The organism is Acinetobacter sp. CAU_H_S139_7, from assembly GCF_058599305.1.
Window position 1 is genome coordinate 2,895,527 of the sequence record NZ_CM178651.1, and the last position, 25,134, is coordinate 2,920,660.

Consider the following 25,134-nt stretch of genomic DNA (forward strand, 5'->3'; position numbering starts at 1 on the left):
ATCCAATCACAACAATAACATCAAGGCTTTGTTGCACAAAGATTTGAAATGCAAAGCACCCCTAATTGAGCCAAATTTAAGGCGTAACTTGGGTAAGTGGTCGACCTAATTCCGTAAATCTGTTAAGGACTGCTACACGTGCATGGATCTCATTCACTTGGCTATCAAAACTCCTTGCACTGAGTTTATCTCCTAATAATTTGATGCAATGCATCTTAGTTTCAACCAAACTTCGACGATGATAGCCTGACCATTTTTTCCATAGTGTCCTGCCTAAACGTTTAATTGTTCGAAGTAATTCATTTCGCTCTAGCGAGCTACTCTTTGTATCTTTCCATGGTTTCGCATTTTTTCTAGGTGGAATCACCGCATGCGCTTGCCGATCTGCAATGACCTGACGGCATTGCTTGGTGTCATAAGCTCCATCGGTATAAACAGAGTTAATCTGCTCATCTTGTGGAATCTGATTAAGTAAATCACCAAGCACCTGTGAATCACTGACATTATTGGTTGTAAGCTGAACTGCTCGTATTTGTAGGGTTTTAGCATCTATACCAATATGAAGTTTACGCCATTGGCGACGATATTCAGGTCCATGTTTCTTGCGTTTCCATTCGCCCTCACCTAGAAACTTCATGCCTGTAGAGTCCATGAGTAGATGCAGCCCATCGCTACTTTTTTGGTAGCTGATTACAATATCAATATGCTTTTGTCTTCTACAAAGCGTGGTGTAATCTGGAGCTATCCAATTTAATCCGCAAAGTTTAATCAGACTTTGCACAAAGCCAGTGACCATACGTAAAGACAGACGGAATAAGGATTTAATCATTAAGCAGCATTGGATGGCTGCGTCGGAGTAGGTTTGATTTCGCCCTTGTTTGCCTTTTGATGGCGCATACCATTGCGTAGCAGGATCAAACCAAATGGCAATATTTCCGCGACTCATGAGTGCTCGGTTATATGCGGGCCAATTGGTTGTGCGGTAGATTTTGTGTGTAGGCTTCTTCATTTGAAAATTATATCGCTGAAAAAGCCTTTACAGATATGTTTGTGCAACAAAGCCTAACATCAAGAAAAAGAGCAACAAGGAGCCATTTCAATGCGCAGTATTTTGATTAGCGGTGCAGCCCAAGGTATTGGTGCAGCCATCGCCCGCTTATTTTATGCACATCACTATAAAGTCGGGATTTATGACATCAATAGCGCTCAAGCCGAACAGCTGGCAGCTAGCCTCGGCCCAAATGCCAAAGCAGGACAGCTCGATGTTTCCAACTATCAAGATTGGCAAACTGCTTTAGCCGAGTTTGTCGCATGGGCGGGCGAGCTCAATGTTTTGGTCAATAATGCAGGAATTCTATTCTCAGGGCCTTTTGAACACACAGAGATCAGCGCACATCACAAAACTATCTCGATCAATGTTAATGGTGTACTGAATGGCTGTCACGCTGCATTGCCCTACCTCAAACAAGCGAATTTTGCCCGCATCATCAACCTTTCTTCAGCCTCAGCCATCTATGGTTAAGCTGATTTGGTCTCGTACTCTGCCAGTAAGTTTGCGGTACGCGGCATCACCGAAGGCTTAGATACCGAATGGCAGAAATATGGCATTCGCGTATTAGATGTCATGCCGCTATTTGTACAAACTGCCATGGTGCAGGATATGCAAGCGAAGAGTATTCAAAACATGGGGGTACACTTAACTGCAGAAGATGTAGCGCAACACGTTTTTCAAAGGGCTGTTGCAAAAGATACGGCACTCACTGCAACGCATCAAGCCGTGGGCGCCAAAGCCAAGCTTTTATTTCAACTGAGTAAAATCAGTCCTCAATTTCTGAATCGCCTGACCAATTTGTACCTTTCCAAATAAAAAGAGCCTGCAATTGCAGGCTCTTTCTTTTCAATTCGCTTAGTTACCTTGCACCAAACGACGCGCACTAATAATGCCTGGTTGTTGCTCTAACCGCGCCAACAGTTTTGATAATTGTGATAAACCTTTAACTTCAATCAACAATTTCATATTGGCAATACCGTCTGCTTCAGAGATGGTGTTGACCTGACGAATATTGATTTGATCGGAGAAAATCACTTGGGTCAAATCTTTAAGCAAACCACGGCGATCATAAGCTTCCACCACAATTTGCACACTCTGACCACGCGTTGGCTGCATTTCCCAGTCGGCTTCTACTGCACGTTCAGGTTCATTTTGAATCATGCGTAAGTAGTCAGGACACGCCACTTTATGGATGCTCACCCCACGGTTCAAGGTGATATAACCCGCAATTGACTCACCATGCACAGGCTGACAACACTGCGCCACATGCAGCTCAACGTTATCTAAACCATCAATCAGAATGCCATGCGCTGACAAGGTATGACTAGCACGTGGATTCAACGTCGGCTTCAGCACCAGTTCAGGTTCGTCCTGATCCAAATGCATATGGCGGTTCACCTGATTGATCAAGGCATGCAGACTAATGTCACCATTGACCAGTGCAATCAGAATATCTTCACCCGCTTTGACATTGAAATGATTGCAGTAATCATTCAAATCAATACTTTTTGGGTGAATTGCCAAACGTGAAAGTTCTTTGTTGAGCAGGTCACGGCCCACTTCCAAGTTTTTGCTGCGGTCTTGTTGTCTAAACCAATGACGCAGCTTGTCACGCGCACGTGCCGTCTTGATATAACCTAAAGAGTTCACCAACCAATCACGGTTTGGCTCACGGTCTTTCTTGGTTAAAATCTCAACTTGCTCACCCGTTTTTAAGGTATAAGTTAGCGGAACATAACGCTGATTCACCCGTGCGGCATAACACTTATTACCGACTTGAGTATGCACATGATAAGCAAAGTCGAGTACGGTCGAACCACGTGGTAGCTCTTTAATATCGCCATCACGGCTAAACACATAAATCTTCTCAAAATCCTCAAAATCTTGAATTTGCTCAAAATTTTCAGAGTCTTCATCAGACTTATGTACATTCGCATCATTGCGCTCTTGATAGTGTTCAAGTACTGCACGCAATGAATGTAAACGATGGTTAAAAGAGCGATCGGTATTCTTACCACCCTCTTTATAGTTAAAGTGCGAACACACCCCAAGTTCTGCTTCTTCATGCATGCTCTTGGTACGAATCTGAACTTCCAGTGACTTATTTTCCGCAATCACAGCCGTATGCAGTGAGCGGTAACCATTGGCTTTCGGATTGGTAATATAGTCATCAAACTGATGCGGAATATGCCGCCAAATTTGGTGCACGATCCCCAACGAGTGATAGCACTCAGGTACGGTTTTAACCAAGACCCGAACGGCACGAATGTCATAGAGCTGATCGAAGCTCAGGTTCTTACTTTTCATTTTTCGATAAATCGAATAAATGTGTTTTACCCTGCCGCTAATTTCAGCTTCAATGCCATGCTCGTTCAAAGATGCACGCAATGTATCAATCACAAACTGAATATATTGCTCACGCTCCAGTCGCTTTTCATTCAGCAGCGTCGCAATTTCTTTATAGCGATCGGGTGCTAAATAGCGAAAGGCTAAATCTTCCAGTTCCCACTTTAACTGCGCAATCCCTAAACGGTGTGCCAGAGGTGAGTAAATGGTTAAGATTTCTCGTGCTACACGCTCTTGACGTTCTTTAGATGAAGTCGCCAATTCACGCAGTGCATAAGTTCGCTCAGCCAATTTGATCAGTACAACGCGCACGTCTTCCGTCACTGAAATCAACATTTTATAAATGCCGTTTAAGTGCTCGCGCTGATTGTTATTAAAGTGATCTTCGAGGCGTTTATTCTGCTCGATGAGGTCAGACAACTTACCCATAGCCAAAGTGCCTTTGACCAGTGCATGCACTTGTTCGCCAAAATGCTCTTGTACTTCCGCCAATGGAATCACGCCTTCGCGTACACCACGATAGAGCATCGCAGCAGCCAAGGTGTCTTCATCGACATGTAAATGGGCCAGAATATCCGCCATTTCAATACCGGTATAAAAGGTATTGGAACGATGATTAACCGTGGTTTCTAACTCTTTTTGTAAAGTCAAATTGGCAACTTCTTCGAGTTGCTCAAGCTTCGCATCATCTAATATGCTTCGAACACGATCTAACCATTCAGCCAAATCATGTTGAGCTTGTTCGGCATGCTCTACAGTCGCCTCCTGAGACAACTCATTGAGTCGCCCAGGTAGTTGCTCACGTACTGTGACCATACCCTTCTCCTACACTTTTACGCTTCATATTCTTTAATCGTTTATCTCATTATCTTTTTCAAACAATGCTATCGACTCAACGTGACCTGTGTGGGTAAACATGTCCATCACACCAGCTTTGACTAATCGATAACCCTGCTGTACCAACAGCCCCGCATCCCTTGCGAGTGTCGCTGGATTACACGACACGTAAACGATTCTTTTTGCACCAAAGTTAGGCATATAATGCATTATTTCCTCTGCGCCTGCACGTGGAGGATCTATCAATAATGCATCAAATCCTTGATTTGCCCAAGAATGATGCGAGAAATCTTTTGTTAAATCTTGTGAAAAGAACTTCAACTGGCCAAGAGCATTACGTTCCGCATTTTCTGCACCACGTTGAACCATTTCTTCACTACCTTCAACACCAACCACTTGTCCTGTTGCTCCCACGCATCGAGCCAAAGGCAAAGAGAAATTTCCTAGACCACAGAACAAATCGAGAACACGTTCTCCTTGTTTTAAATCTAGCAAGTCACATGCCAATTTCACCATTTGCGGGTTAATGGTTGAGTTTACTTGAGTAAAGTCATGTGGGTTAAATCCAAATTCCACATCAAAATCATTTAAACGATAATGTAAACGCATCTCTGCATGTTCATCATCGACACGCTTTAAACTTTCTGGGCCCGCAGCTTGTAAATACAACTGCCACCCTTTGTCTAACGCAAATTGTTTTAATCGGTTGACATCCTCTGGGTTTAATTTTTCAGTATGTCGTACCGTAAGGGCAATATCACTGTCCCCCATCGCTAATTCTATATGACCAATGGCCGCTTTGGCTGTTAGACTTTGGAGTAACTGCTTCAAGCGTGTGATTGAACCAAACGCTTGATCTAACACCAAACAACGATCAATTGAAGTCAGTTTATTGGTTTGGCGCTCGCGAAAACCCACGACCAATTGGTCTTTATGTGGCAAATAACGTACCCCAATGCGTGCTTTACGACGGTAGTCTTCACGTAAAGAGCGCAAAGGCGGCAACCATTGTTCAGGTTGAATCCCCGCAAAATGCTGCAAATGCGATTTAAGCACATCTTGCTTTAAGCGAATTTGTTCATCGGGATGAATATGCTGCATATTACAGCCACCACAGCTTTTAAAATGCGGGCACTTCGGTTCAACCCGAAAAGCAGAGGCTTTACTAAGGAGTTGGACAGCATCGGCTTCCTCTAAACGCTTTACCGCATGGGTAATCTGCGCTTTAACCGTTTCACCCGGCAATGCATAGCTAATAAAGACTTTTTTACCCTGCTTGTCTGCAGGATGGTCTGGATGCGAACCATAGTGCGCAATGCCGCGTCCTTCATGCGAAAGTGACTCAACCTGAAAAATATAACTGGGCTGTTGAGTTGGACGAGGTTTGGCTCTATGTTTCATGTGTACCTAAAGATTGGAAGGAGAAAAATCGGCAGCGGTAAAGGCCGTCTGCTGTGAGGTCTCACGCCACACCGACAAAAAGTCTTGATGCTGCGGTTGAGCCTGTAAAAACTGGATGGTTTGATCGATAAAATGACGATGGTCTTGAGCGAGCAATTGCCCTTTGAGCAAGAGCCAACGCAAATACACCAACCATGTATTTAGCACATCACCTTCACAATAACTGGTGAGTTTGAGCCATTCCTGCGCCCGAACATATTCGGGTACATGATAAGCCCCATCGCCTCGTTTACCGGGATACCCCAATAAATGAGCAACATCATCTAGCTTTTGGAAATGACGTCCATTAAACATTGCCATCACATCCATCAGATCGATGTGACGCTGATGATAACGGTTCTGATAGTTATTATAGCGCTTTTGTGTGTCAATTTCGCCCTGATCGAACAAAGCAGGTGCAGTTAAACCATGATACATAGCGCGAAGCATGATTACAGGTAAGTCAAACTGAGCGCCATTCCAACTCACTAAAGTTGGTAAGCGCTTATCAAATATGGATAAAAACTTACTGAGGATTTCTGCTTCCGAATACTGTTCACGGCTAAACGAAAAGAGTTTCATCTGGCCTTGGTCATCCAGCCACAAGCCTGAAATACACACAATTTCATGCAAAGCCAAACGCTGAAAATCCATGCCTGATTCTTGGCGACGCAATTTGGTCAGTGCCGCCTCCAAATCAGCCTCAGGCAAATCTAAACCATATAAATGCGCCCCCGATCTCAAATCAGTCATGGTTTCAATATCAAAGGTGAGAACAGGTAAGCGCATATCTAAGACTCTATTTTTTGTTTTATTCAGGATCAACCACAGAGAAAAGACCCGTCGATAAATAACGGTCACCACGGTCACAAATAATGCACGCAATGACAGCACCGGGGTTTTCTTCAGCAATTTTAATTGATGCCCACACCGCACCACCTGAAGAAGTTCCTGCGCTAATCCCTTCTTTTTGCGCCAATTTACGCATGGTTCTTTCCGCTTCAATTTGCGGAATATCAATAATCTGATCAATCCGACTGCGGTCAAAAATCGTTGGTAAATATTCTTCAGGCCAACGGCGAATCCCAGCAATACTTGAACCATCCGATGGCTGTAGGCCAATAATTTGAATGTCGGGGTTCATCTCTTTGAGATATTTAGAGACCCCCATAATGGTACCTGTAGTGCCCATTGAACTTACAAAGTGAGTGATTTTGCCACCTGTTTGCTGCCAAAGTTCAGGCCCAGTCGTTAAATAATGTGCTTCAACATTATCAGGATTACCAAACTGGTTGAGTACGTGCCCTTTACCTTCTTCTTGCATTTGCAAAGCCAAATCACGTGCACCTTCCATGCCCTGTTCTTTGGTCACTTCAATCAGTTCCGCGCCATAAGCACGCATTGCATCTTTACGTTCTTGACTCATGTTGTTGGGCATAATCAGTTTCATCTGATAGCCACGCATCGCAGCAACCATCGCCAATGCAATGCCGGTATTTCCACTAGTCGCCTCAATCAAGGTATCGCCCGGCTGGATTTGCCCTCGCTTTTCCGCTTGCATAATCATGTTATACGCGGGACGGTCTTTGACAGAACCTGCGGGGTTGTTGCCTTCTAACTTTGCCAATACTGTTGCTTGAGTGTGACTTGCCAGACGCTGTAAACGCACCAGTGGAGTTTTTCCAACATAGTGATCTAACAAAAATTCGTCTGCTTGAAAATCAGTGGATGTAGTACTCATTCTTTTTACCTTGATCGAGGTGCGCCTATTGTATGGAAAAATGCCTGTCCCTGCACCCATTTAGCGTGCTTTTTCGTGAAAGTGATTAAAGCACCATCGATTTTTTATAAAGCGTGCTACACTTCAAAGCATAGGGAATAAATCACTTGCACCATGTCAAATATCAATAAAAAGTTATTTAATCGTCTGCACTTAAACCATGCTTATGGACAGCTCATTGCACTTATTTTCGTGCCGATTATGATTTTGGCCTGTGTAGGTGCATTACTGGTTATTACCGAAACCTCGAATGCCGCCAAAGCCCAACAGCGACAAATGGCGATAGCGATTTTAACGCGTTATCAAGTAGATGCAGAAGCGGCGATCAATTTGGTGAATGCCTCCCCTTGGCAGTATGAAAATGCACGTTATTTGATGCAAAAGATGTTAGATGAAAAACATCTGATTCGTGCCGCAATTATTGATGACAAAGGCAATAACAAACTCAGCATTGGCTACCAAGACCAAGCGCCATGGCCAGCGCTGAAAAAAAATACTGATTTTTTTGGCCCAATGAATTTTAAAGGCAATACGGTATATGGTTTGCCCATCAACCAATTTACAGGCACACCTGCGCAGTTGGTGGTTGAATTAGATAACCAGCCCTTACAAATTGCTCGTTATCGCGTGTTGATCGTGTTGATTGCGACAGGTCTGTTGACACTATTACTACTTTTACTCTGTTTAAATTTCTACTCGCGACGCTGGATTGCGCCGATGTATGAAATTCGCATGCAGCTACAACGTTTAAATGCCGACACCCTCGATCAACACATGCTGATTAACAGTACCGGTGAATTACGCTTACTACAACGCGATATTGCCAATGTGGTGAAACGCCTGCATTTTAGTTTTTTAGAATTGAAAGAACACACTGAGCAGACGGAAGACGATTTACGTCGAACCCTTGACACTTTAGAAGTGCAAAACATCACCTATCGTCAAGCGCGTGACCAAGCCATTTCAGCAAGTCAGTCCAAGTCAGTGTTCTTGGCCAATATCAGCCATGAACTGCGCACACCACTGAACAGTATTGATGGTTTTATTCACCTCTTACTGCGTCAAGACAACCTCAATAATGATCAAAATCTTTATTTACAAACTATCCGAAAATCATCTGCACACTTACTGGCACTGATTAATGATGTTTTAGATTTTTCAAAAATTGATGCAGGTAAACTAGAACTCGATACTGCAACTTTTGATCTAGAAGAAGCAATTTTTGATGTTATGGATATGCTGTCTCCTCTTGCTGCACAAAAGCATATCGATATGGCCTTTTACTATGCCGACAATGTGCCAAAGCATGTGGTTGGAGATGCCCTACGCTTCAAACAAATTTTAACCAACCTGATTTCCAATGCCATTAAGTTTACTCCTGATGGCGAGATCATCGTCCGCGCAAGAATGGAACAAGATGATATTGGACAGTGCCTATTGCACTTTAGTGTACAAGACAGCGGCATCGGACTCAGTGGAACCGACCGCAAAAAACTGTTTGAGTCTTTCTCGCAAGGTGATGCTTCGGTCACGCGCCAATTTGGCGGTACAGGTCTAGGCTTAGCGATTTCCAAACAGCTAGTGCATTTGATGCAGGGGCAAATTGGATTTGAGGACAACCAAGAACGCGCGCCCACCGAAAAAGGTTCCACCTTCTGGTTTACAGCCATGTTTATGGTCAATGAAGAAGATGAGTACGTTGAGCATCCTCAGTTTAGCGACATGCAAGTGGTTTCGTATTTGGCACATCCTGCAACGGCCAATATTCTGCGTCATTATCTTGAAGACTATGCTGTGGAGCACATCGAATCGAGTTCAATTTTAGACTTGTTCAGTCACCTCAACAGACTGCCTCAAGATGTGGAAAACACATGGTTGATTGTTGACCACAGTGGTGATACCGAAGCCTTATTAAAAGAAATTCGTCAGCGTTATAGCGGTAACCTTGCGGTTTATGGTTATCAGATGTCACTTGATTTGACCACGCTGAATGAGTATCGCGCACGACCATTATACCAACCGCTCAGTCGGAGTGCTTTGATTCAATTACTCAGCAATCAACCGCTATTTGAAGAAGATAAAATGGAGTCCTTCAATGGTCAAGGCTTACATATTTTAGCGGTGGATGACCATCTCCCTAACCTGATTGTCCTTGAAGCCCTGCTGGGCGAATTGAATGTCAAGACAACAAAAGCTTTAAGCGGTCAACAAGCCTTAGAGATTTTACAAGAGCGTGCTGAACACGACAGCAAAGCTTTTGATTTGGTATTTATGGATATTCAAATGCCTGTCATGTCGGGGGTCGATACCACACGTGCCATTCGTGCGCTGGAGTCAACCATTGAAAACCATAAGCGTTTGCCTATTATTGCCCTCACCGCACATGCATTGGCGGATGAAAAACAAAAACTACTGCAAGTCGGCATGGACGACTATGTCACCAAACCAATTCAAATTGATCAGATTATTCAAATCCTGACCCATTGGACCACTGATCGTTTCAACAAAGGCTCACCCGTTGAAAAAGCCATCGTGATTGAAGCACTCGATCCGAAGGTACTCGACTGGCAGCAAAGCTTACAGTTGGCCGCCAATAAAGAAGACTTAGCAGTCGACTTATTGCGTATGTTAATGGACAGTTTTGATACTGAGTTGCATGAAATGAAGCAATTGATTGAAATGGAAGATTTCCCACAATTGGAGCATGTGCTACACCGCCTGTATGGTGCAACACGCTATGTCGGTGTACCCAACTTACAAGAAGCAACAGGGACATTTGAACAGTTTGTTTCAACCTTACGTAAAGAACGTCGTAAAGCTGATGAACAGTTTGTTCAAGAAACCATAAAGCGTTTCAATGAACTCAAAGTCGTGATTGAACAAGTACAACATGCGGCACAGCAAATTTTAATCAAACATAGCCCATAAAACATTCAAAAGAGCATGGCACCTAAGACAAGTTGTGACGTGACTCTTGGTGTCATTTATCCGTACGAGAGCTATGCTATGCTCCGTGCGAGCAAAAAATAAGAGTTCTCATCATGGCTTTACTTCGCATTGAAAACAAAAACGGCATTGCCACTGTTTCACTTAACCGCCCAGACAAACGCAATGCGATGAGTTTCGACCTGTTGCGCGAATTGGTTAAAACTGCTGAAAAAATTAAAAAAGACCGCAGCATTCGTTGTGTCATCCTCACTGGTGAAGCTCAAGTCTTTAGTGCAGGCATTGATCTTGCCGATTTGAACAATCCGAAAAATCGCGCCTATGCCGCATGGGAACTAATCAAACCTGGACAAAGCTTATTTCAAAAAGCATTCCTAATTTGGCAAGAACTGCCTGTTCCTGTGATTGCCGCGATTGAAGGATTTTGCTTTGGCGCTGGTATGCAACTGGCTTTAGCGGCAGACATTCGTGTCGCACACCCTGCAACCAAAATGTCGATTATGGAAAGCCGTTGGGGACTGGTTCCTGATATGGGACTGACGCGTTCTTTGAAAGGTCTAATAGGACTAGATCTTGCCAAAGAGTTAACGCTTACAGCGCGTATTTTCGATGCAACTTATGCCAAAGAAATTGGCTTAGTCACACATCTTGATGAATCACCGCTTGCTAAAGCCCAAGCCATTGCAGAAGAAATGTTACAACGCTCACCAGATGCGCTCATGGCCTCAAAATATGTGCTGGATGCCATGCAGCATGAGCCTAAAAAATCCTTACGTTTGGAAAAAATTTGGCAGCTCAAATTACTGTTAGGTAAAAATAGCCAAATCGCACGTAAGAAAGATAAACAACCCGACGCGCAGTATCTACCACGCCAATATAAATAACAGTATTTAATCACTGACAATCAAAGGGGGTCCCATGAGTTTCGATCGACACACTAAAATTGCATTTCTCGGTATGGGACTCATGGGAAGCCGTATGGCCACCCGCTTACTTCAAGCAGGTTTCGAAGTCGCTGTATGGAACCGTACCCGCAGTGCCTGCGATGCCCTCATTGATTTGGGGGCGACAGACTTAGCACTACAGAATATTGCTGAATATCCTATAGTCCTAACATGTTTAGCCGACGACAAAGCTGCACTCAGCGTTTATGAACAAATCGAACCGTTTTTGACGGCGAAGCAAGTGATTATCGACTTTTCCAGTCTTTCGGTGGAGCAAACCCTGAGCCTTGCAGCACGTGCCGAACAAAAACAGGTGCAATGGATCGACTCACCTGTTTCAGGGGGAACTATCGGTGCGGAACAAGGTACGCTGGTCATCTTTGCTGGTGGCGATGCACAGACGATTCAAGACTTGTCTTTGATTTATAATATCTTGTCGCAACGTGTCACCTGTATGGGCGACATTGGAACAGGACAAGCCACCAAAATTTGTAATCAACTGATTGTGGCAGCAAATAGCACTCTGATTGCAGAAGCAGTTGCTTTAGCAGCCAAAGCTGGCGTGGACACTCGCTTACTTGCACCTGCGCTTGCAGGCGGTTTTGCCGATTCGAAACCCTTTCAAATTTTAAGTCCACGTATGGCGACTCACCTGTTTGAGCCCGTACAGTGGAAAGTTCAAACCCTGTCTAAAGACTTGAACAATGCTGTGCAGCTTGCTGCGCAGCACCAACTCGACATTCCTGTTGCAGCGCGAGCACTTCAGCAATTGCAAGCACACCAACAACAAGGCTATGCTGAAGCTGATCTTACCTCAGTCATATTACAAGTAGAACAAAAAGCCAAATAAAATTAGGAGAAAATCATGACCAAACTTGCTGTAAATTTATCCATGATTTTTACCGAAGTGCCGCTACTTGAGCGTTTTGCTTTGGCTCAAACCGCTGGCTTTAAACATGTGGAAATCCAATTTCCCTACGAACTCAGCATTGAACAAATTCAAACTCAGCTTAGGCTTCATGACTTAAGCCTCTGCCTGATTAACGTTCCAGCGGGCGACTTAATGACTGGTGGAAATGGACTCGCAGGTGTCCCCGGCAAAGAGCTAGAGTTTCATCACGCTCTTCAGTTAGCAGTGCAATATGCCAGCGCACTCAAAGTGCCAAGTGTGAATATCCTTGCTGGCAAACAACCCCTAGATGCCGACCTACTGCCCTGTTTAAATACATTGTCCAAAAACCTGAAACTGGCCTGCCATATGTTCAGTGAACATGACATTCAGCCTGTATTTGAAATGATCAACGGCACAGATATGCCACGCTTCTTAGTACAAAATATTGCCCAAGCACAGGAAATGCTAGAAGCAGTACAACACCCTGCGCTTAAAATGCAATACGACTGCTATCACATGGCCATGATGGGTGAAGATGTGTTGCAAGGGCTACAAGAAAATATTCAAGATATTGGTCATATCCAATTTGCAGACTGTCCGGGACGGCATGAACCAGATACTGCACAAATTATGTATGCAAATATTTTTGAATGGCTACAACACAGCAGTTATGACGGTTTTATTGCGGCGGAATATCGACCAAAAACTGTTTCAACTCAGTCCTTTGCATGGAAGGCAAAATACTTTGCTGCACATCCTCAAAGTTGAACCATTGCGGATTTGAAATTTTCGCCTAAAAACGCTATATTATAAGATGAGTTATTGTCCGGAAAAATTCCCTTTATGAATTTAGAACCATCGCCCAGCGCTTCTAATTCTCACGATTTCGCAATGAATACCCAAGCTGCCGACGTACAAGCTTGCTTAAAAGTTGTACATGAAGCCCTTGAAGATGTAAAAGCAAAAGATATTTTAGCGATTGATGTCAGCCTAATCAGCAACGTCGCTGATGCAATTGTGATTGCAAGCGGTACATCAACGCGTCACATCAAAGCACTTGCTGATAACGTTGCTGAAGAAGCACGTAAAGCAGGCTTCCGCCCTCTCGGTGTCGAAGGCGAACGTGATGCAGAATGGATCTTGATTGATCTTGGCTTTGTTGTTGTGCACGTGATGTTGCCAACAGCACGTCGTTTCTACGACTTAGAAAGCCTTTGGCGTGCAGCCCCAGAAGAAACTGTAGCCTAATATGAAAAGAGCGACCTGAAGGTCGCTTTTTTTATGTCTAATTTTCTTTAAATTAAGCGATGCATATCGACCATTGGGTAACGCTCTTTCACTTGGCGCTTCACATGGGCATAGAGTTGATCTGCTTTTGCTGGACCATAAAATTCACAATAATTTTCATAACAGACTGTCAAGACCTGCGCATATTGAGTCATGGGCAAAGCTTCGAGTACTGCTCGATCATTCAAGGCCTGATACTTATCGACCACAATGGATAAAGCGCCTAGCTGCGTTTTCACCTCACGCTCAAACTCCTGCACATCAACGGCTTTGACTGCTTGACAGATATTTTGCATAAAAAACGTCAATGCATCGAGTAACACTGCTCCCCCTTGTTCACTTTTCGATGCTTTTGCAGATGGGTTCAACAACACTTGTTTTTCAACTTGGGCCATCTCTGCCAAGACATTTTTGAGCATGTCTTTTCGGAAGTAACGTAATTCCTCTGTGGTGCAAATTTCACTCAAAAAACGATTCAGGACAAAGGAGGGTTGATCACCATATTTCGCTTCCCAGTGATTCAATACTTGCTCTAAAAGTGTTCCTTGTAAGTACTGACTCAATCCACGTTCGATCGCTTGGCGTTTTTGTAAAATAGTTAATGTTTCGGTCGACATGAGCTATCCTCTTTCATTAATGACGTTTGGTCATATCATCAGTTTCAAACGTCACATCACGCTGAAACTCGGGATAAGACAGTTCTGCATGTTCGGTATAGTCCAAGCCACGTTGTTCATGTTGTTTACTCACCCGCAAACCACCAAGCACGACGTCTAAAACTTTAAAGACGATCAACGCCACACCAAAACCCCAAGCAAAGGCTGTTAAAATACCCAAGCCTTGTACCGCAATGATCCCCGCATTAAACATTTGGTTTTCAAAAAACAACCCCGCAGCCAATGTGCCCCATGCTCCACAAAAACCATGCACAGTCACCGCATCGACCACATCATCCAAGCGGAGTTTTTCCATCACCACTGGTAAAATACTGACCAGTACACCTGCAACCGCCCCACTGATGATGGCATACAGTGGACTCATGGTTGCACAGCCCGCCGTAATTGCAACCAGCCCACCCAAGGAGGCATTAATGGTGCCGCGCATTAAAATTGCTTTACCACGTATTAGGGTATAAACCATATAGGCAACTGCCGAAGCACACGCCGCCAAATGTGTATTCAAGGCAATCCGCCCAATACTCACATCCGCCTTTACAGTAGAGGCCGCATTAAAACCAAACCATGCCAGCCATAGAACAAAACCGCCTAGCGCCACCAACGGTAAATTATGTCCTGCCAAATAATGGACCTGTCCATTACGCCCAAACCGCCCTAAACGAGACCCCAACACAATAATTCCGGCTAAAGCCACCCATCCACCAATCGAATGCACCACCGTTGAACCTGCAAAGTCAATGAAACCCATGGCTTTTAGCCAACCCTCGCCATCAAATAAGCTCCCCCAAGCCCATGCACCAAAAATCGGGTAGATCAAACCACTGACCACCGCAGCACTCACGATATACGCCACAAAGTGAATCCGCTCAGCCATCGCCCCACTGGCAATCGTCGTGGCGGTGGCCGCAAACATCATTTGAAAGAACAAGAGGTTCCAGTGCCAGTCATCCATGGCATTGGGTGCAAAGTGTGAGGTTCCTATCCAACCACTCGAATTGACACCAAACATCAAACCAAAGCCAATCAACCAAAACACCAAGCCCCCTAAACAGGCATCCATATAGTTTTTCATGAGTACATTAATGGTATTTTTAGAGCGCACCGAACCACTTTCAATCAGGGCAAAACCTGCTTGCATAAAAAACACCAAGATGCCACCCAGCACCACCCAGACACTGTCAAGCGAGAGGCGAATCTCTTGAATATTTTGAGCCTGTGTTGGCAGGGGCTCTGCAGCAAAACTGGGTAAAGCAATACAGCACACAAAGAAGAGTAAGTATTTTATTTTTTTCATGAATAATCCCCCAAAGATTATTCATTTCAATTGCAAAATCAATGCCAGTGTTTCAACACATTACGGATATTTAATCATGATCCATGCCCGCCAATATAAACGGAGCGATTTAAACAAGGTGAAAAAACGATACACCATACAAGAAGTCAAAATGAATTTATAAGCCAATTGATAAAACATAACTTTTAGTTTTTATAGTACTCATCCACAGCATAATAGTGAACCTTCTCTATCCATCGACCACGATTCAGCGTTCGCTCTGTCACTTTAACCTTTCCCGCTTGGACTGTTGCATCTTCAATAAACTCTTTGACTAAACTCAAACCATGTTTAGGAATCACAATATATTCCGAACGGATGTGATAACAACATCCACTTTTATTGAAGGTTAAGATTCTTTTCTGTTTTGGATCGACCTCAAACATGCCCAAATTTTCATGGGTTAAGGCCGATAGCTCCTCACTCAGAACAAATTTATTTTTGGTTTGATGAAAGACATAAACATCATAGGTTGGTCCACCATAGGCATCATAGTTACCATTACGGATGGCTACATCCTCACTCCCGTCAAAGTTAAAGTCAGCAAAAATTAATGCGCTTTGCTCACCATAAAGCTGCACCACATTGACAGACGGTTTGTAAGTTTCGTCCAAATCCATCGTCAATTCAGCCGAGGAAAAATGCTGAAAGTGCTGTGTTGTCCCTTTTAGGTAAAAATCAATATTGGCTTGTCCATCACAGCTACTGTCCGTGCAGTTCGTCGTCATTTTTACATCATAGCGTTTCGATGCATTTTTTATTTCAAAGACCTGAGCCTGAGTAGCTTGACTAAAAACGCACACACCAAATATCAGCAGCACCTGAAACCAGATCTGATTTATGTTCATCTTGTTTTCTTATTGAAAAGTTAAACATCATCTTAGCAAAAGCTGCAAACATAAAAAAACCACCCGAAGGTGGTCTTTATACACTCTAGGAGGAGGATTAGTGTCCACCACCATTGATTGCTTTGGTCATATCTTCAACCACTTTCTTCGCATCACCGAAGATCATCATGGTTTTTTCGTTATAGAACAAATCGTTGTCTAGACCTGCATAACCTGTCGCCATAGAACGTTTGATGACCATAATGGTACGTGCTTTATGTGCTTCAAGAATTGGCATACCATAGATTGGAGATGTAGGATCATCTTTCGCCGCAGGGTTGACCACGTCATTCGCACCAATCACAAGCACCACATCTGTTGCAGGGAAGTCTGAGTTAATCTCATCCATCTCTAAGATGTCTTCATAAGCTACATCTGCTTCAGCCAAAAGTACGTTCATGTGACCCGGCATACGACCTGCAACTGGGTGAATGGCAAAGCGTACTTTTACACCTTGTTCTTTCAAGATTTCACACAGTTCTTTCACCGCATTTTGTGCACGACCTTGCGCCATACCATAACCTGGTACGATCACAACGCTGTCTGCATTTGACATCAAGAAGCCTGCGTCATCTGCTGAACCAGAACGATGGTTACGCTGTGCTTGTTCGCCTTTGTCTGCAGAAGCTACCGCTGTACCGCCCATTGCACCACCAAACAAAACGTTGATGATTGAACGGTTCATGGCTTTACACATGATGTAAGACAGAATCGCACCTGAGGAACCCACCAGTGAACCCGCAACGATTAACATATTGTTTTCAAGTGTGAAACCAATACCTGCTGCTGCCCAACCAGAGAAGGAGTTCAATAGCGATACCACCACAGGCATATCACCGCCGCCGACTGGTGCAATCCACACCCAACCGAATGCAAGTGCCAGTGCAGTCATAGCCCAGAATGCATTCATGTTACCTGTTGTGAAGAAGTACACACCACATGCCAACATTGCAAGGAAAATCAGCGCTTGTACAGGTTTAACCCATGCACCAGAAATGGTTTTCGCCCATTTTTTTGCAGCCAATTTACCATAAGCAAATACAGACGCTGTAAAGGTAATCGCACCGACGAAACAGCCCACGAACAATTCAAATAAATGAACCTTGCTCATGTGTGCATGTTGCACACCCGCAGCAGTTAATGCAGCTTCATTTTGTGCAAATAATACAGTCAGTTGGTTATTATGTAGAATTGCCGCAATTGCAATTAATACCGCAGCCAGACCCACCAAAGAGTGCATCAATGCGACCGTTTCAGGCATTTGTGTCATAGGTACAGTACGCGCACGGGCAATACCCACAATCGCACCCAGCACCATCGCACCGCCAATCATCCAAATCACAGGATGATCTGCCACAAAGAAGGTGGTCACTACAGCAATCGCCATTGCGATCATGCCGTAACGGTTACCTTGAATAGCCGTCTTCGGGCCAGACAAACCACGTAAAGTTAAGATAAAGAGGACAGCACCAATCAGGTAGAACCAATCCGCATAGTCTCGAATGAATTCCATATATTAGCCCTCTTTTTTCTTTTGCTTTGGCTTGAACATTTCAAGCATACGCGCTGTTACTGCGAAGCCACCGAAAATATTGATACTTGCTAAGAACACCGCAATCGCACCTAAGATGCTCACCACATTGACACTTTGGAATGCAACATTCGCATCAACACCAATTGCAGGAATTCCCACCGTTTGAATCATTGCACCCACCACGATGATCGATGACAACGCATTGGTTACTGCCATAAGCGGTGTATGTAGTGCAGGCGTAACGCCCCACACGACGTAGTAGCCTACAAAGATGGCAAGGACGAAAATTGTAATTGTTTCAACCATGATCTATCTCCTTAACCACGCTTCAGCAGTACTTGACCGCCATGAGTTACTAGAAGGGCTTTTTGAATTTCTTCTTCAGGATTGATGGCAAAGTTTTTCTCTGCATCAAATAGAGTATCTAAGAAGTTCAAGACATTTCGTGCATACAAAGCAGAAGCTTCAGTTGAAACCGTAGACGGAATGTTTGGAATCCCTAGAATGGTCACACCGTTGTCAGTCACAACATTTTCACCATTCTTAGAACCTTCAACGTTACCGCCTGTTTCAACCGCCATATCAAGGATGATTGAACCTGGTTTCATTTTGGCAACTGTTTCCGCCTTAATCAGACGTGGCGCATTACGACCTGGTAAAAGTGCAGTGGTAATCACGATGTCAGCATTCGATACAGCTTTATCCACAATAATAGCTTGATCACGGATATAGTCTTCGCCCGGCATCCAGCCATAACCATTTTTCGCAGCATCGGCTGCTTTTTGCTGTTCTTCCGCTGACATCGGTACGTCTAACCATTTGCCACCCAAAGATTCCACCTGATCTTTCGCAGTCGGACGTAAATCCGTTGCTTCAACCACAGCACCCAAACGTTTTGCTGTCGCAATCGCTTGTAGACCTGCAACACCGACCCCCATGATCACGACACGTGCAGGTTTTACAGTACCCGCAGCCGTCATCAACATTGGGAACATGCGCTGGTACTCCGCCGCAGCAAGAAGCACTGACTTGTAACCGGACAAGTTAGCTTGTGAAGATAATACGTCCATGTTCTGTGCACGAGATAAAGTTCGTGGCAGTAGCTCCAAAGCAAATGCAGACACGTGTTGTGATGCAAATTGATCAAGCTCCGTATTACGGTACGGGTCAAACATGGCAATAACCGATGTATTTGGCGCAAGCTTTTGAATTTCAGCACCCTGAGGGGCACGTACTTTCAAAATCATTTGGCTACCGGTATAGGCATCATCTGTCAGCGTAGCACCGACTTGCTCATAAGCACTGTCGATATAAGCAGCTTTCACACCTGCTCTACGTTCAATCACTACACTATGACCAGCACTGATCAACTTTTTTACCGTTTCTGGCGTTGCGGCTACACGATTTTCACCGACGACAGTTTCGGCTGGAATTCCGATCTGCATGAGCGTCCCTCAAGCTAGTTTTTCTTAAAGTAAACATCACCGATTAGGCAATGTTTTCTCACAGGATGTTCTTATGAATTTTTGGATTCTAATGAAACTTTTTTAAAATACCACCCACTATTTATTTAATAAATACCCATATACTGAACTGGTGATTCATAAAAAATATTGGGTGATATCTCGTTTATTTACTTTGAATCCGCTTAAAAATTGATTTATTTCTATTCAAATTCTGAGCTACAGATCTTTTTACACTAAAATCTGCACTTTTTTTGCACAAAACTAAGTCCTTTAATTCCGCAGTATTGATCTTTTTGACCAATCCAAGAATATGAACCACCACGTTCACATTAACCCGAACCTGTCATTCATCGAGCTTTGCCATCTGCCGTCGCGCAAACTTTGCAGGCATTGACTTGAATGACAGTTTTGCCCCATTTGCAAAAGCTTAGAATTGGCCTGTTCCTATGTTTCATCGATCAAAAATGCCAATGCTCAAAATTTAGTCCAACTGAAACGTGTATTTGAAGTGGATCATATAAAAATACGAGGAAGGATTAATCACGTTTAAATAGATCTAAAACGCGGAACGACCAACAAAAATGTTTTTTTCATATTTTATGGGATGATAATGGCGCGCATTGAAACACTAGGCTTAAGTAAAAATGCACCATAATTAAGCAAAAATACCTTAAATAGATGAATATTTCAACAATCAGCCCCAAATGCTTGGTATGCTTTATGAGTGAAAATGATCGAATGCAACAATTTCATACAAAATAGACGGGTGCGTTCAGAATTTTTTAAAGATTTTTATCATTTTTTGACAGGAAATTCGAAATATCATTATTTTTTGATTGTATTAGACGAAAATACTCTCCTGAGAACAGGTCATGCTATTTTCTATGTCTTCATCTTCGACTCATTTTTTATGCAGTCTTTTCTCGCCTGTTTTAGGCTTTTGACCCAGCTTCGTATACAATTTCTGAAACGATGCATCTATTTAGCTCAAACATGATGTAAACGTCTTTCTGAAAAAAATACTCCCTCATCAAAGGCTCATTATGAATACCTCTTTCGACATCAGTCGAGACAAATCTCTGCTCTGGCTGATGGCAATTGTCTGTGGCTTATGTGCAGGGGCAAACTATTATTGCCAGCCTTTGATTTCCTCTATTCAGCAAAGCTTTCAAGCGCCAGAAGAACAAGTGGCTTTGACCGTGACCTTTGCGCAAGTCTCCTATGCTTTGGGTTTACTGTTCATTGTGCCCTTAGGCGACATGCTGAACAAAGCCAAACTGATTCCATTCCTGATGTTTGGCGCATCTGCTGGACTGTTTATCTGTGCGACATCTACCAACTTATCGATGCTCTGGCTGGGTACCGTTATTACGGGACTCTTTTCTGTCGCAGCACAAGTGCTGATTCCTCTGGCTACGATGGCAGTCAAACCTGAAAAAACGGGAGAAGTAGTCGGTTTCCTCATGAGTGGCTTATTGGTCGGGATTTTACTGTCTACCAGTGTGGCTGGATTACTCTCAGACTTATGGCACTGGAAAATTATTTATGTGCTGAGTGGCATCGCCATGTTTGCTTTGGCTCTTCTGATGAAAGGAAAACTCCCCCAACTACCAAAACTTAAAATCACCTATTTCGACATTTTTAAGTCCATGGGGAGTCTGCTGCAACAAGAGCCGCGTTTGGTGTTTCGCTCAATCACGGGTGGATTTGCTTTTGCTGCCATGAGTATGCTGTTTTCAACCATTGCCCTACTTTTAACCTCTGAGCCATTTCAACTTTCGGATGTTTTAGTCGGCGTGGTAACTTTGGTCGGCGTATTTGGCGCACTCTCCACTCAGTGGATTGGTAAATGGGCCGATCGCGGTTATACCCTGCTTTTGACTTGGGTCGGCTGCGGGACGTTAGCCCTCAGTTGGGTGTTCCTATATTTAGGCGGGAGCTCACTCATCAGCTACATCATCGGTTATGCACTGATTAACTTAGGGCTTGCAACTACACATAGTTGTAACCAAAACGTGATTTTCCGTTTACGCCCCGATGCGAAGTCTCGGGTGAACTCCATCTATATGACCTTATATTTTATTGGTGGCGCGTGTGGCTCGGCACTGGGTGTCTATGCATGGCATCACGGCGGCTGGAGCAGTACATGTTTAGTCGGTATTACACTGGTGATGATGGCGGGTGTCTTTGCTCTGCTGGATACCCTGTATAACAAAAAACAGGGTATTGCTTAACCCTCAAAAAGACAGTTGACTCAGTAAACTGTCTTTTTGTTTGGGCACTTCATTTTGAGCGCTAACTGACCTGAGCCACTGGGTAAAAAGGTTTACCCAAGTCGAGACTATCGGCATTCTCCAAAGCAATGTACAAAAATGCGGGCAGCAAAGCAGATAAAATTTGACAGCCATCTTGTAGCTGCTTGCGATTCAATGAACTCTTATAGGTTGAACCGCCATGCATCAGCTGATTTCTCAAGGTATATAAACGGTTAAACAGTACCAATAAAATATCAACCGAATGCTTCTGTTGTAGCGCTTTCGCCACTTTCTTCTTTTCTTGTTCAAGCTGAGCCTTACAGACCTCTAAAGCAATTTTCTTATTTTGATAGTCCCAATAGCCTTGATAGGTGTATTGGTTGTCTAAGAGCATACGAATGGGTTGACTAAACTTGTCCCATAAAATGCTATAAATTCTATGATCGACATCATGCTGGCAAATTAAATGTAAGAACTGACGTAAACTCTGTTTGTCCTGACTTTGCCCCAAGTCTTGTGCATATATCGCATTGAAAGAAATCCAGAGGCTGATAAATTGCAAATCGGGATCATGATCGAGCAGGAATGCTTGCTTTAACCAACTCAGCCCACGATGTATTCTCAGATTAAACTCATCACTCTGTTGTATTTTTTTAGTTTTAAAAATTTCTTCTAAAAGCAACATCGGCTTTTCCTATATTTTATTCTTCTATATATTCAACATACTGAATGATTAAGCTAAATTCAATTTAATCCTGCTAGGACATAATGATTGATAAATCCCACAAGTTCAGTGTGAATGTTCTATCGAAAAAAACATTCTGTTTTCTATATTTGAATGTATCTAATGAATATTGGCTGCTCCTCTTACCATTAATTATAAGTTCTAAGGTTGATAAAAGCAGATAATACCTCTCAATGAATGTATTCCATTTTTGTGATAGTATTGCGTGCTATCGGAAATACCTGAATAAAAATGAAGCACCGAGTTTCATTTTTCGTCCACTCCCAAAGATCCTCCTATCGGTAATGAATGCATTTCAGCTCATTACATTGTGCTGTATCGTGCTCAATAAATGGATTGATGCTTTGGCTTTGCGACATCTGATTTTCATGTAATTTCCCACATATTTCTTTGCACCGCTTCTGCTCCAATACATATGTTAACTATGTCTTTGCCGCCAAAGCTGATAAACACTGATCAAGAGTCTGATTTTTTAATGAATACTGACAAAACCATTGAAACCCCTCAATCTCCACGTATCAGTGTTGCACCGATGATGGATTGGACACATAAATAAAATTAAAACATTACTATCAATAACTTAATTAAATATAAAAATATTGTGGTGTAAAATTGGTGTAGAAAACCCGAAAGTAAATTTTTTAACCATTTATTCGTTCAAATAATGACACTTCTTCCTTCTATTAATTATTCATAATTTAGTTCCAATTCATGGATTCTCTATATCAATCTTTATTGTTTACTGTATATCTTGAAACAATTTATTTTCTATTTTTTTCACCAAAAATTATGTTTATTTCTATTTTTACCACTAAAAACTATGTATGCTAGGTAAATGATAATTTAGTAGATCTAACTTTATGCAACCATTATATTTAACAATAGATGATCCACTTCACTCTCAAAATAGAATAAAAGAAGTTTTTGGGTTTGACTCGAAAATCTTGCTTGGAGTTATAGAAGATAGTTTTTCAGCTCGTAATGAAACAACAAATAATCATCCTAAAATTTATGGTGGTTATAGAAATTTTGCTGAAGGAACAGCTTTTTTAAGAGAACGCTTGTTATCAATGGGTTATTTAAAATATACCCAAGGAAACTCTGAATGGGTTCGTAATGAAAAGCTCGGAATCCTAATTAGTTTTATGACGGGAAATGCATGTGTTGGATTGAAAGGACAAGTTCCATCTAATACAGAGAGTTTGAGAACTGAAAAAGTTGCTCGAAACCGAAACCCTAAGGGGAGCATGTTTTCAAGAATCGCCAATGCCCAATTACATGGCGATATGCTAACAACCTACTCTACTACGGATACTTGGTGTTGGGTTCTAATGTATTATATTGATTATAAAAATAAAATAATCAGAAGTGAACTTTCATGTCCATCAAAACTTACTGAAAATGGTAAATTTTTTACAGAATACCATGAAAGAATTATTTTAAAAGAAATCAGTTTCGATCCCGAGTCTGAATTTGATACTATTCTTTCCCCTGCACCAACTCCCGCGCCAATTGATTTTGAAATCAAGCGCAAGAATGCTTAAGAGGCAATACTATGTTCAATATGGGTCGTTTCGATCTCGCTCGTCAACGCCGTGGTTTGACTAAGAGAGAATTGGCTCATCGATTAGAAGTAACCGATAGAACTGTTTCAAATTGGTACAGCAACCAAGAAGTTGATGAAAAAATTTTAGAAAAAGCTGCTGAAATTCTTGATTTTCCAATCAACTTCTTTTACGGACGTGAAGTAGAAAAGATTCAAGTTGAATCTGTAAGCTTCAGGGCCCTCACTAAGATGACAGCTAGAAAAAGGGATATGGCAATTAGCCAAACTATTTTAGCTGAAATGATTAGTGATTGGATTGATCAAAACTTTGAATTACCACTTCCTAACGTACCTGATTTACATGAATTAAGAAGTGATTTTTCAACTGCGACTATTGGTTCATTGGATGAGGCCGACGAAAATGATGTTAGATATTATCTTGAATATTCTTATCCTGAGGCATGTGCTGATACAGTAAGAAAAGCTTGGGGATTAGGCGAACAACCTATTCCCAACCTGATTGCACTTTTGGAATCTAAAGGTATTCGTGTTTTCTCTCTCACTGATGAAGCACAAGATGTAGATGCTTGTTGTAGATGGACAAGTGGCCGTCCTTTTATTTTTTTAAATACTTCCAGAACTGCTGAAAGGTGTAGATTTGACTTAGCTCACGAGCTAGGCCATTTAGTTATGCACAAACATGGGATAATTGAAGGAATTCACGTAGAACAAGAAGCAAATGCTTTTGCTTCTGCATTTCTAATGCCACGCAGAAGCTTACTAGCAAATCCTTTACGGATTCCATCCTTAAAAAGTATTTTGTCCAAAAAAGAAATATGGCAAGTTTCTGCTGCTGCTTTAACCTATCGTTATAATAAGTTGGGGATTATTACTGACTGGAATGCCACAAGTATCTATAAACAATTAGCCCAAAGAGGACGAAATAATGAGCCTAATCCCATCCCGCATGAATCATCTCTTTTGTTAGATAAAGTGTTCCAAGCTTTAGCCCAAGAAAACTTTGATTTATCTAAACTGACAAATGATTTATGTCTCAATCTAGTAGAGGTTAATAATCTTACTTTCAACTTAATCTCTAAATACCAAAATTTAGAGGCATTACGGCGTCGAAGTGAGTTAACAGTTTTGGATTAAAACAAATTTAAAA

At 42.6% G+C, this 25,134-nt stretch carries 21 protein-coding genes and 1 pseudogene; 10 read left to right on the top strand and 12 right to left on the bottom strand.

Annotation, left to right across the window (positions count from 1 at the left end; genetic code table 11):
* Positions 1–76: 76 nt before the first annotated feature.
* Positions 77–1,009 carry an IS5-like element ISAba12 family transposase gene (locus AC4MC0_RS14145; protein WP_063454701.1) on the bottom strand — a complete coding sequence of 311 codons (933 nt, stop codon included), beginning with the start codon at positions 1,007–1,009 and terminating at the stop codon, positions 77–79.
* A gap of 90 nt (positions 1,010–1,099) precedes the next feature.
* On the opposite strand from AC4MC0_RS14145, the pseudogene AC4MC0_RS14150 reads away from it, so the two are divergent.
* Positions 1,100–1,867, top strand: a pseudogene (locus AC4MC0_RS14150) (SDR family oxidoreductase).
* Between the two features lie 39 nt (positions 1,868–1,906).
* Here AC4MC0_RS14150 and AC4MC0_RS14155 read toward each other — a convergent pair.
* Genes AC4MC0_RS14155 through cysM form a run of 4 tightly spaced genes read right to left on the bottom strand, consistent with a single transcriptional unit; the run spans position 1,907 to position 7,415 of the window.
* The gene (locus tag AC4MC0_RS14155) at positions 1,907–4,213 is read right to left on the bottom strand and encodes a RelA/SpoT family protein (RefSeq protein ID WP_004979149.1); all 2,307 of its coding nucleotides are present in this window, start codon (positions 4,211–4,213) and stop codon (positions 1,907–1,909) included.
* 33 nt (positions 4,214–4,246) lie between these two features.
* Positions 4,247–5,635: a 23S rRNA (uracil(1939)-C(5))-methyltransferase RlmD gene (gene rlmD / locus AC4MC0_RS14160; RefSeq protein ID WP_335999744.1), complete on the bottom strand. Its 1,389-nt coding sequence runs from the start codon at positions 5,633–5,635 to the stop codon at positions 4,247–4,249.
* Positions 5,636–5,641: 6 nt separating this feature from the next.
* Positions 5,642–6,463: a 3'-5' exonuclease gene (locus AC4MC0_RS14165; protein WP_335999746.1), complete on the bottom strand. Its 822-nt coding sequence runs from the start codon at positions 6,461–6,463 to the stop codon at positions 5,642–5,644.
* A 22-nt stretch (positions 6,464–6,485) separates the two neighbouring features.
* Positions 6,486–7,415: a cysteine synthase CysM gene (gene cysM / locus AC4MC0_RS14170; protein WP_004692314.1), complete on the bottom strand. Its 930-nt coding sequence runs from the start codon at positions 7,413–7,415 to the stop codon at positions 6,486–6,488.
* A gap of 153 nt (positions 7,416–7,568) precedes the next feature.
* Here cysM and AC4MC0_RS14175 point away from each other — a divergent pair, with 153 nt between their 5' ends.
* From AC4MC0_RS14175 to rsfS, 5 genes are all read left to right on the top strand, one after another.
* The gene (locus AC4MC0_RS14175; RefSeq protein WP_491887134.1) at positions 7,569–10,382 is read left to right on the top strand and encodes a GacS-like sensor histidine kinase; all 2,814 of its coding nucleotides are present in this window, start codon (positions 7,569–7,571) and stop codon (positions 10,380–10,382) included.
* Between the two features lie 113 nt (positions 10,383–10,495).
* Positions 10,496–11,284, top strand: coding sequence for a crotonase/enoyl-CoA hydratase family protein (locus AC4MC0_RS14180; protein ID WP_058868952.1), 789 nt, complete (start codon positions 10,496–10,498; stop codon positions 11,282–11,284).
* Between the two features lie 34 nt (positions 11,285–11,318).
* A complete protein-coding gene (locus tag AC4MC0_RS14185; protein ID WP_279697380.1) occupies positions 11,319–12,194 on the top strand; it encodes an NAD(P)-dependent oxidoreductase in 876 nt (291 codons plus the stop codon).
* A 15-nt stretch (positions 12,195–12,209) separates the two neighbouring features.
* Positions 12,210–13,004 carry a hydroxypyruvate isomerase family protein gene (locus AC4MC0_RS14190; protein ID WP_335999752.1) on the top strand — a complete coding sequence of 265 codons (795 nt, stop codon included), beginning with the start codon at positions 12,210–12,212 and terminating at the stop codon, positions 13,002–13,004.
* Positions 13,005–13,079: 75 nt separating this feature from the next.
* Positions 13,080–13,484 carry a ribosome silencing factor gene (gene rsfS, locus AC4MC0_RS14195; protein ID WP_004692321.1) on the top strand — a complete coding sequence of 135 codons (405 nt, stop codon included), beginning with the start codon at positions 13,080–13,082 and terminating at the stop codon, positions 13,482–13,484.
* A gap of 47 nt (positions 13,485–13,531) precedes the next feature.
* Here the strand turns inward: rsfS and AC4MC0_RS14200 are convergent, their stop codons facing one another.
* The 6 genes from AC4MC0_RS14200 to AC4MC0_RS14225 all read right to left on the bottom strand — a co-directional run bounded on the left by AC4MC0_RS14200 (position 13,532) and on the right by AC4MC0_RS14225 (position 19,399).
* Complete coding sequence (locus AC4MC0_RS14200; protein ID WP_005400768.1) at positions 13,532–14,140, bottom strand: hypothetical protein; 609 nt, start codon at positions 14,138–14,140, stop codon at positions 13,532–13,534.
* A gap of 16 nt (positions 14,141–14,156) precedes the next feature.
* Complete coding sequence (locus AC4MC0_RS14205) at positions 14,157–15,494, bottom strand: ammonium transporter (protein WP_335999755.1); 1,338 nt, start codon at positions 15,492–15,494, stop codon at positions 14,157–14,159.
* Positions 15,495–15,679: 185 nt separating this feature from the next.
* Complete coding sequence (locus AC4MC0_RS14210; protein WP_335999757.1) at positions 15,680–16,381, bottom strand: XAC2610-related protein; 702 nt, start codon at positions 16,379–16,381, stop codon at positions 15,680–15,682.
* Between the two features lie 97 nt (positions 16,382–16,478).
* On the bottom strand, positions 16,479–17,933 hold the full coding sequence (locus AC4MC0_RS14215) for an NAD(P)(+) transhydrogenase (Re/Si-specific) subunit beta (RefSeq protein ID WP_335999759.1): 1,455 nt from the start codon (positions 17,931–17,933) through the stop codon (positions 16,479–16,481).
* A gap of 3 nt (positions 17,934–17,936) precedes the next feature.
* The gene (locus AC4MC0_RS14220; RefSeq protein WP_004692331.1) at positions 17,937–18,260 is read right to left on the bottom strand and encodes a proton-translocating transhydrogenase family protein; all 324 of its coding nucleotides are present in this window, start codon (positions 18,258–18,260) and stop codon (positions 17,937–17,939) included.
* Positions 18,261–18,271: 11 nt separating this feature from the next.
* Positions 18,272–19,399, bottom strand: coding sequence for an NAD(P) transhydrogenase subunit alpha (locus tag AC4MC0_RS14225; RefSeq protein WP_005400772.1), 1,128 nt, complete (start codon positions 19,397–19,399; stop codon positions 18,272–18,274).
* Positions 19,400–20,463: 1,064 nt separating this feature from the next.
* Between AC4MC0_RS14225 and AC4MC0_RS14230 the strand changes: the two genes are divergently transcribed.
* A complete protein-coding gene (locus AC4MC0_RS14230; RefSeq protein WP_335999762.1) occupies positions 20,464–21,654 on the top strand; it encodes an MFS transporter in 1,191 nt (396 codons plus the stop codon).
* 61 nt (positions 21,655–21,715) lie between these two features.
* Here AC4MC0_RS14230 and AC4MC0_RS14235 read toward each other — a convergent pair whose 3' ends face one another.
* On the bottom strand, positions 21,716–22,360 hold the full coding sequence (locus AC4MC0_RS14235; RefSeq protein ID WP_335999764.1) for a hypothetical protein: 645 nt from the start codon (positions 22,358–22,360) through the stop codon (positions 21,716–21,718).
* A 475-nt stretch (positions 22,361–22,835) separates the two neighbouring features.
* Between AC4MC0_RS14235 and AC4MC0_RS14240 the strand changes: the two genes are divergently transcribed.
* The 3 genes from AC4MC0_RS14240 (at position 22,836) to AC4MC0_RS14250 (ending at position 25,121) form a co-directional block, all read left to right on the top strand.
* A complete protein-coding gene (locus AC4MC0_RS14240; protein WP_491887519.1) occupies positions 22,836–22,976 on the top strand; it encodes a hypothetical protein in 141 nt (46 codons plus the stop codon).
* A 304-nt stretch (positions 22,977–23,280) separates the two neighbouring features.
* Positions 23,281–23,964, top strand: a complete 684-nt coding sequence (locus AC4MC0_RS14245) for a hypothetical protein (RefSeq protein WP_004692338.1) — start codon at positions 23,281–23,283, stop codon at positions 23,962–23,964.
* A gap of 11 nt (positions 23,965–23,975) precedes the next feature.
* Entirely contained in the window at positions 23,976–25,121 is a 1,146-nt protein-coding gene (locus AC4MC0_RS14250; protein ID WP_004692340.1) for a helix-turn-helix domain-containing protein, read from the top strand.
* Positions 25,122–25,134: the final 13 nt, after the last annotated feature.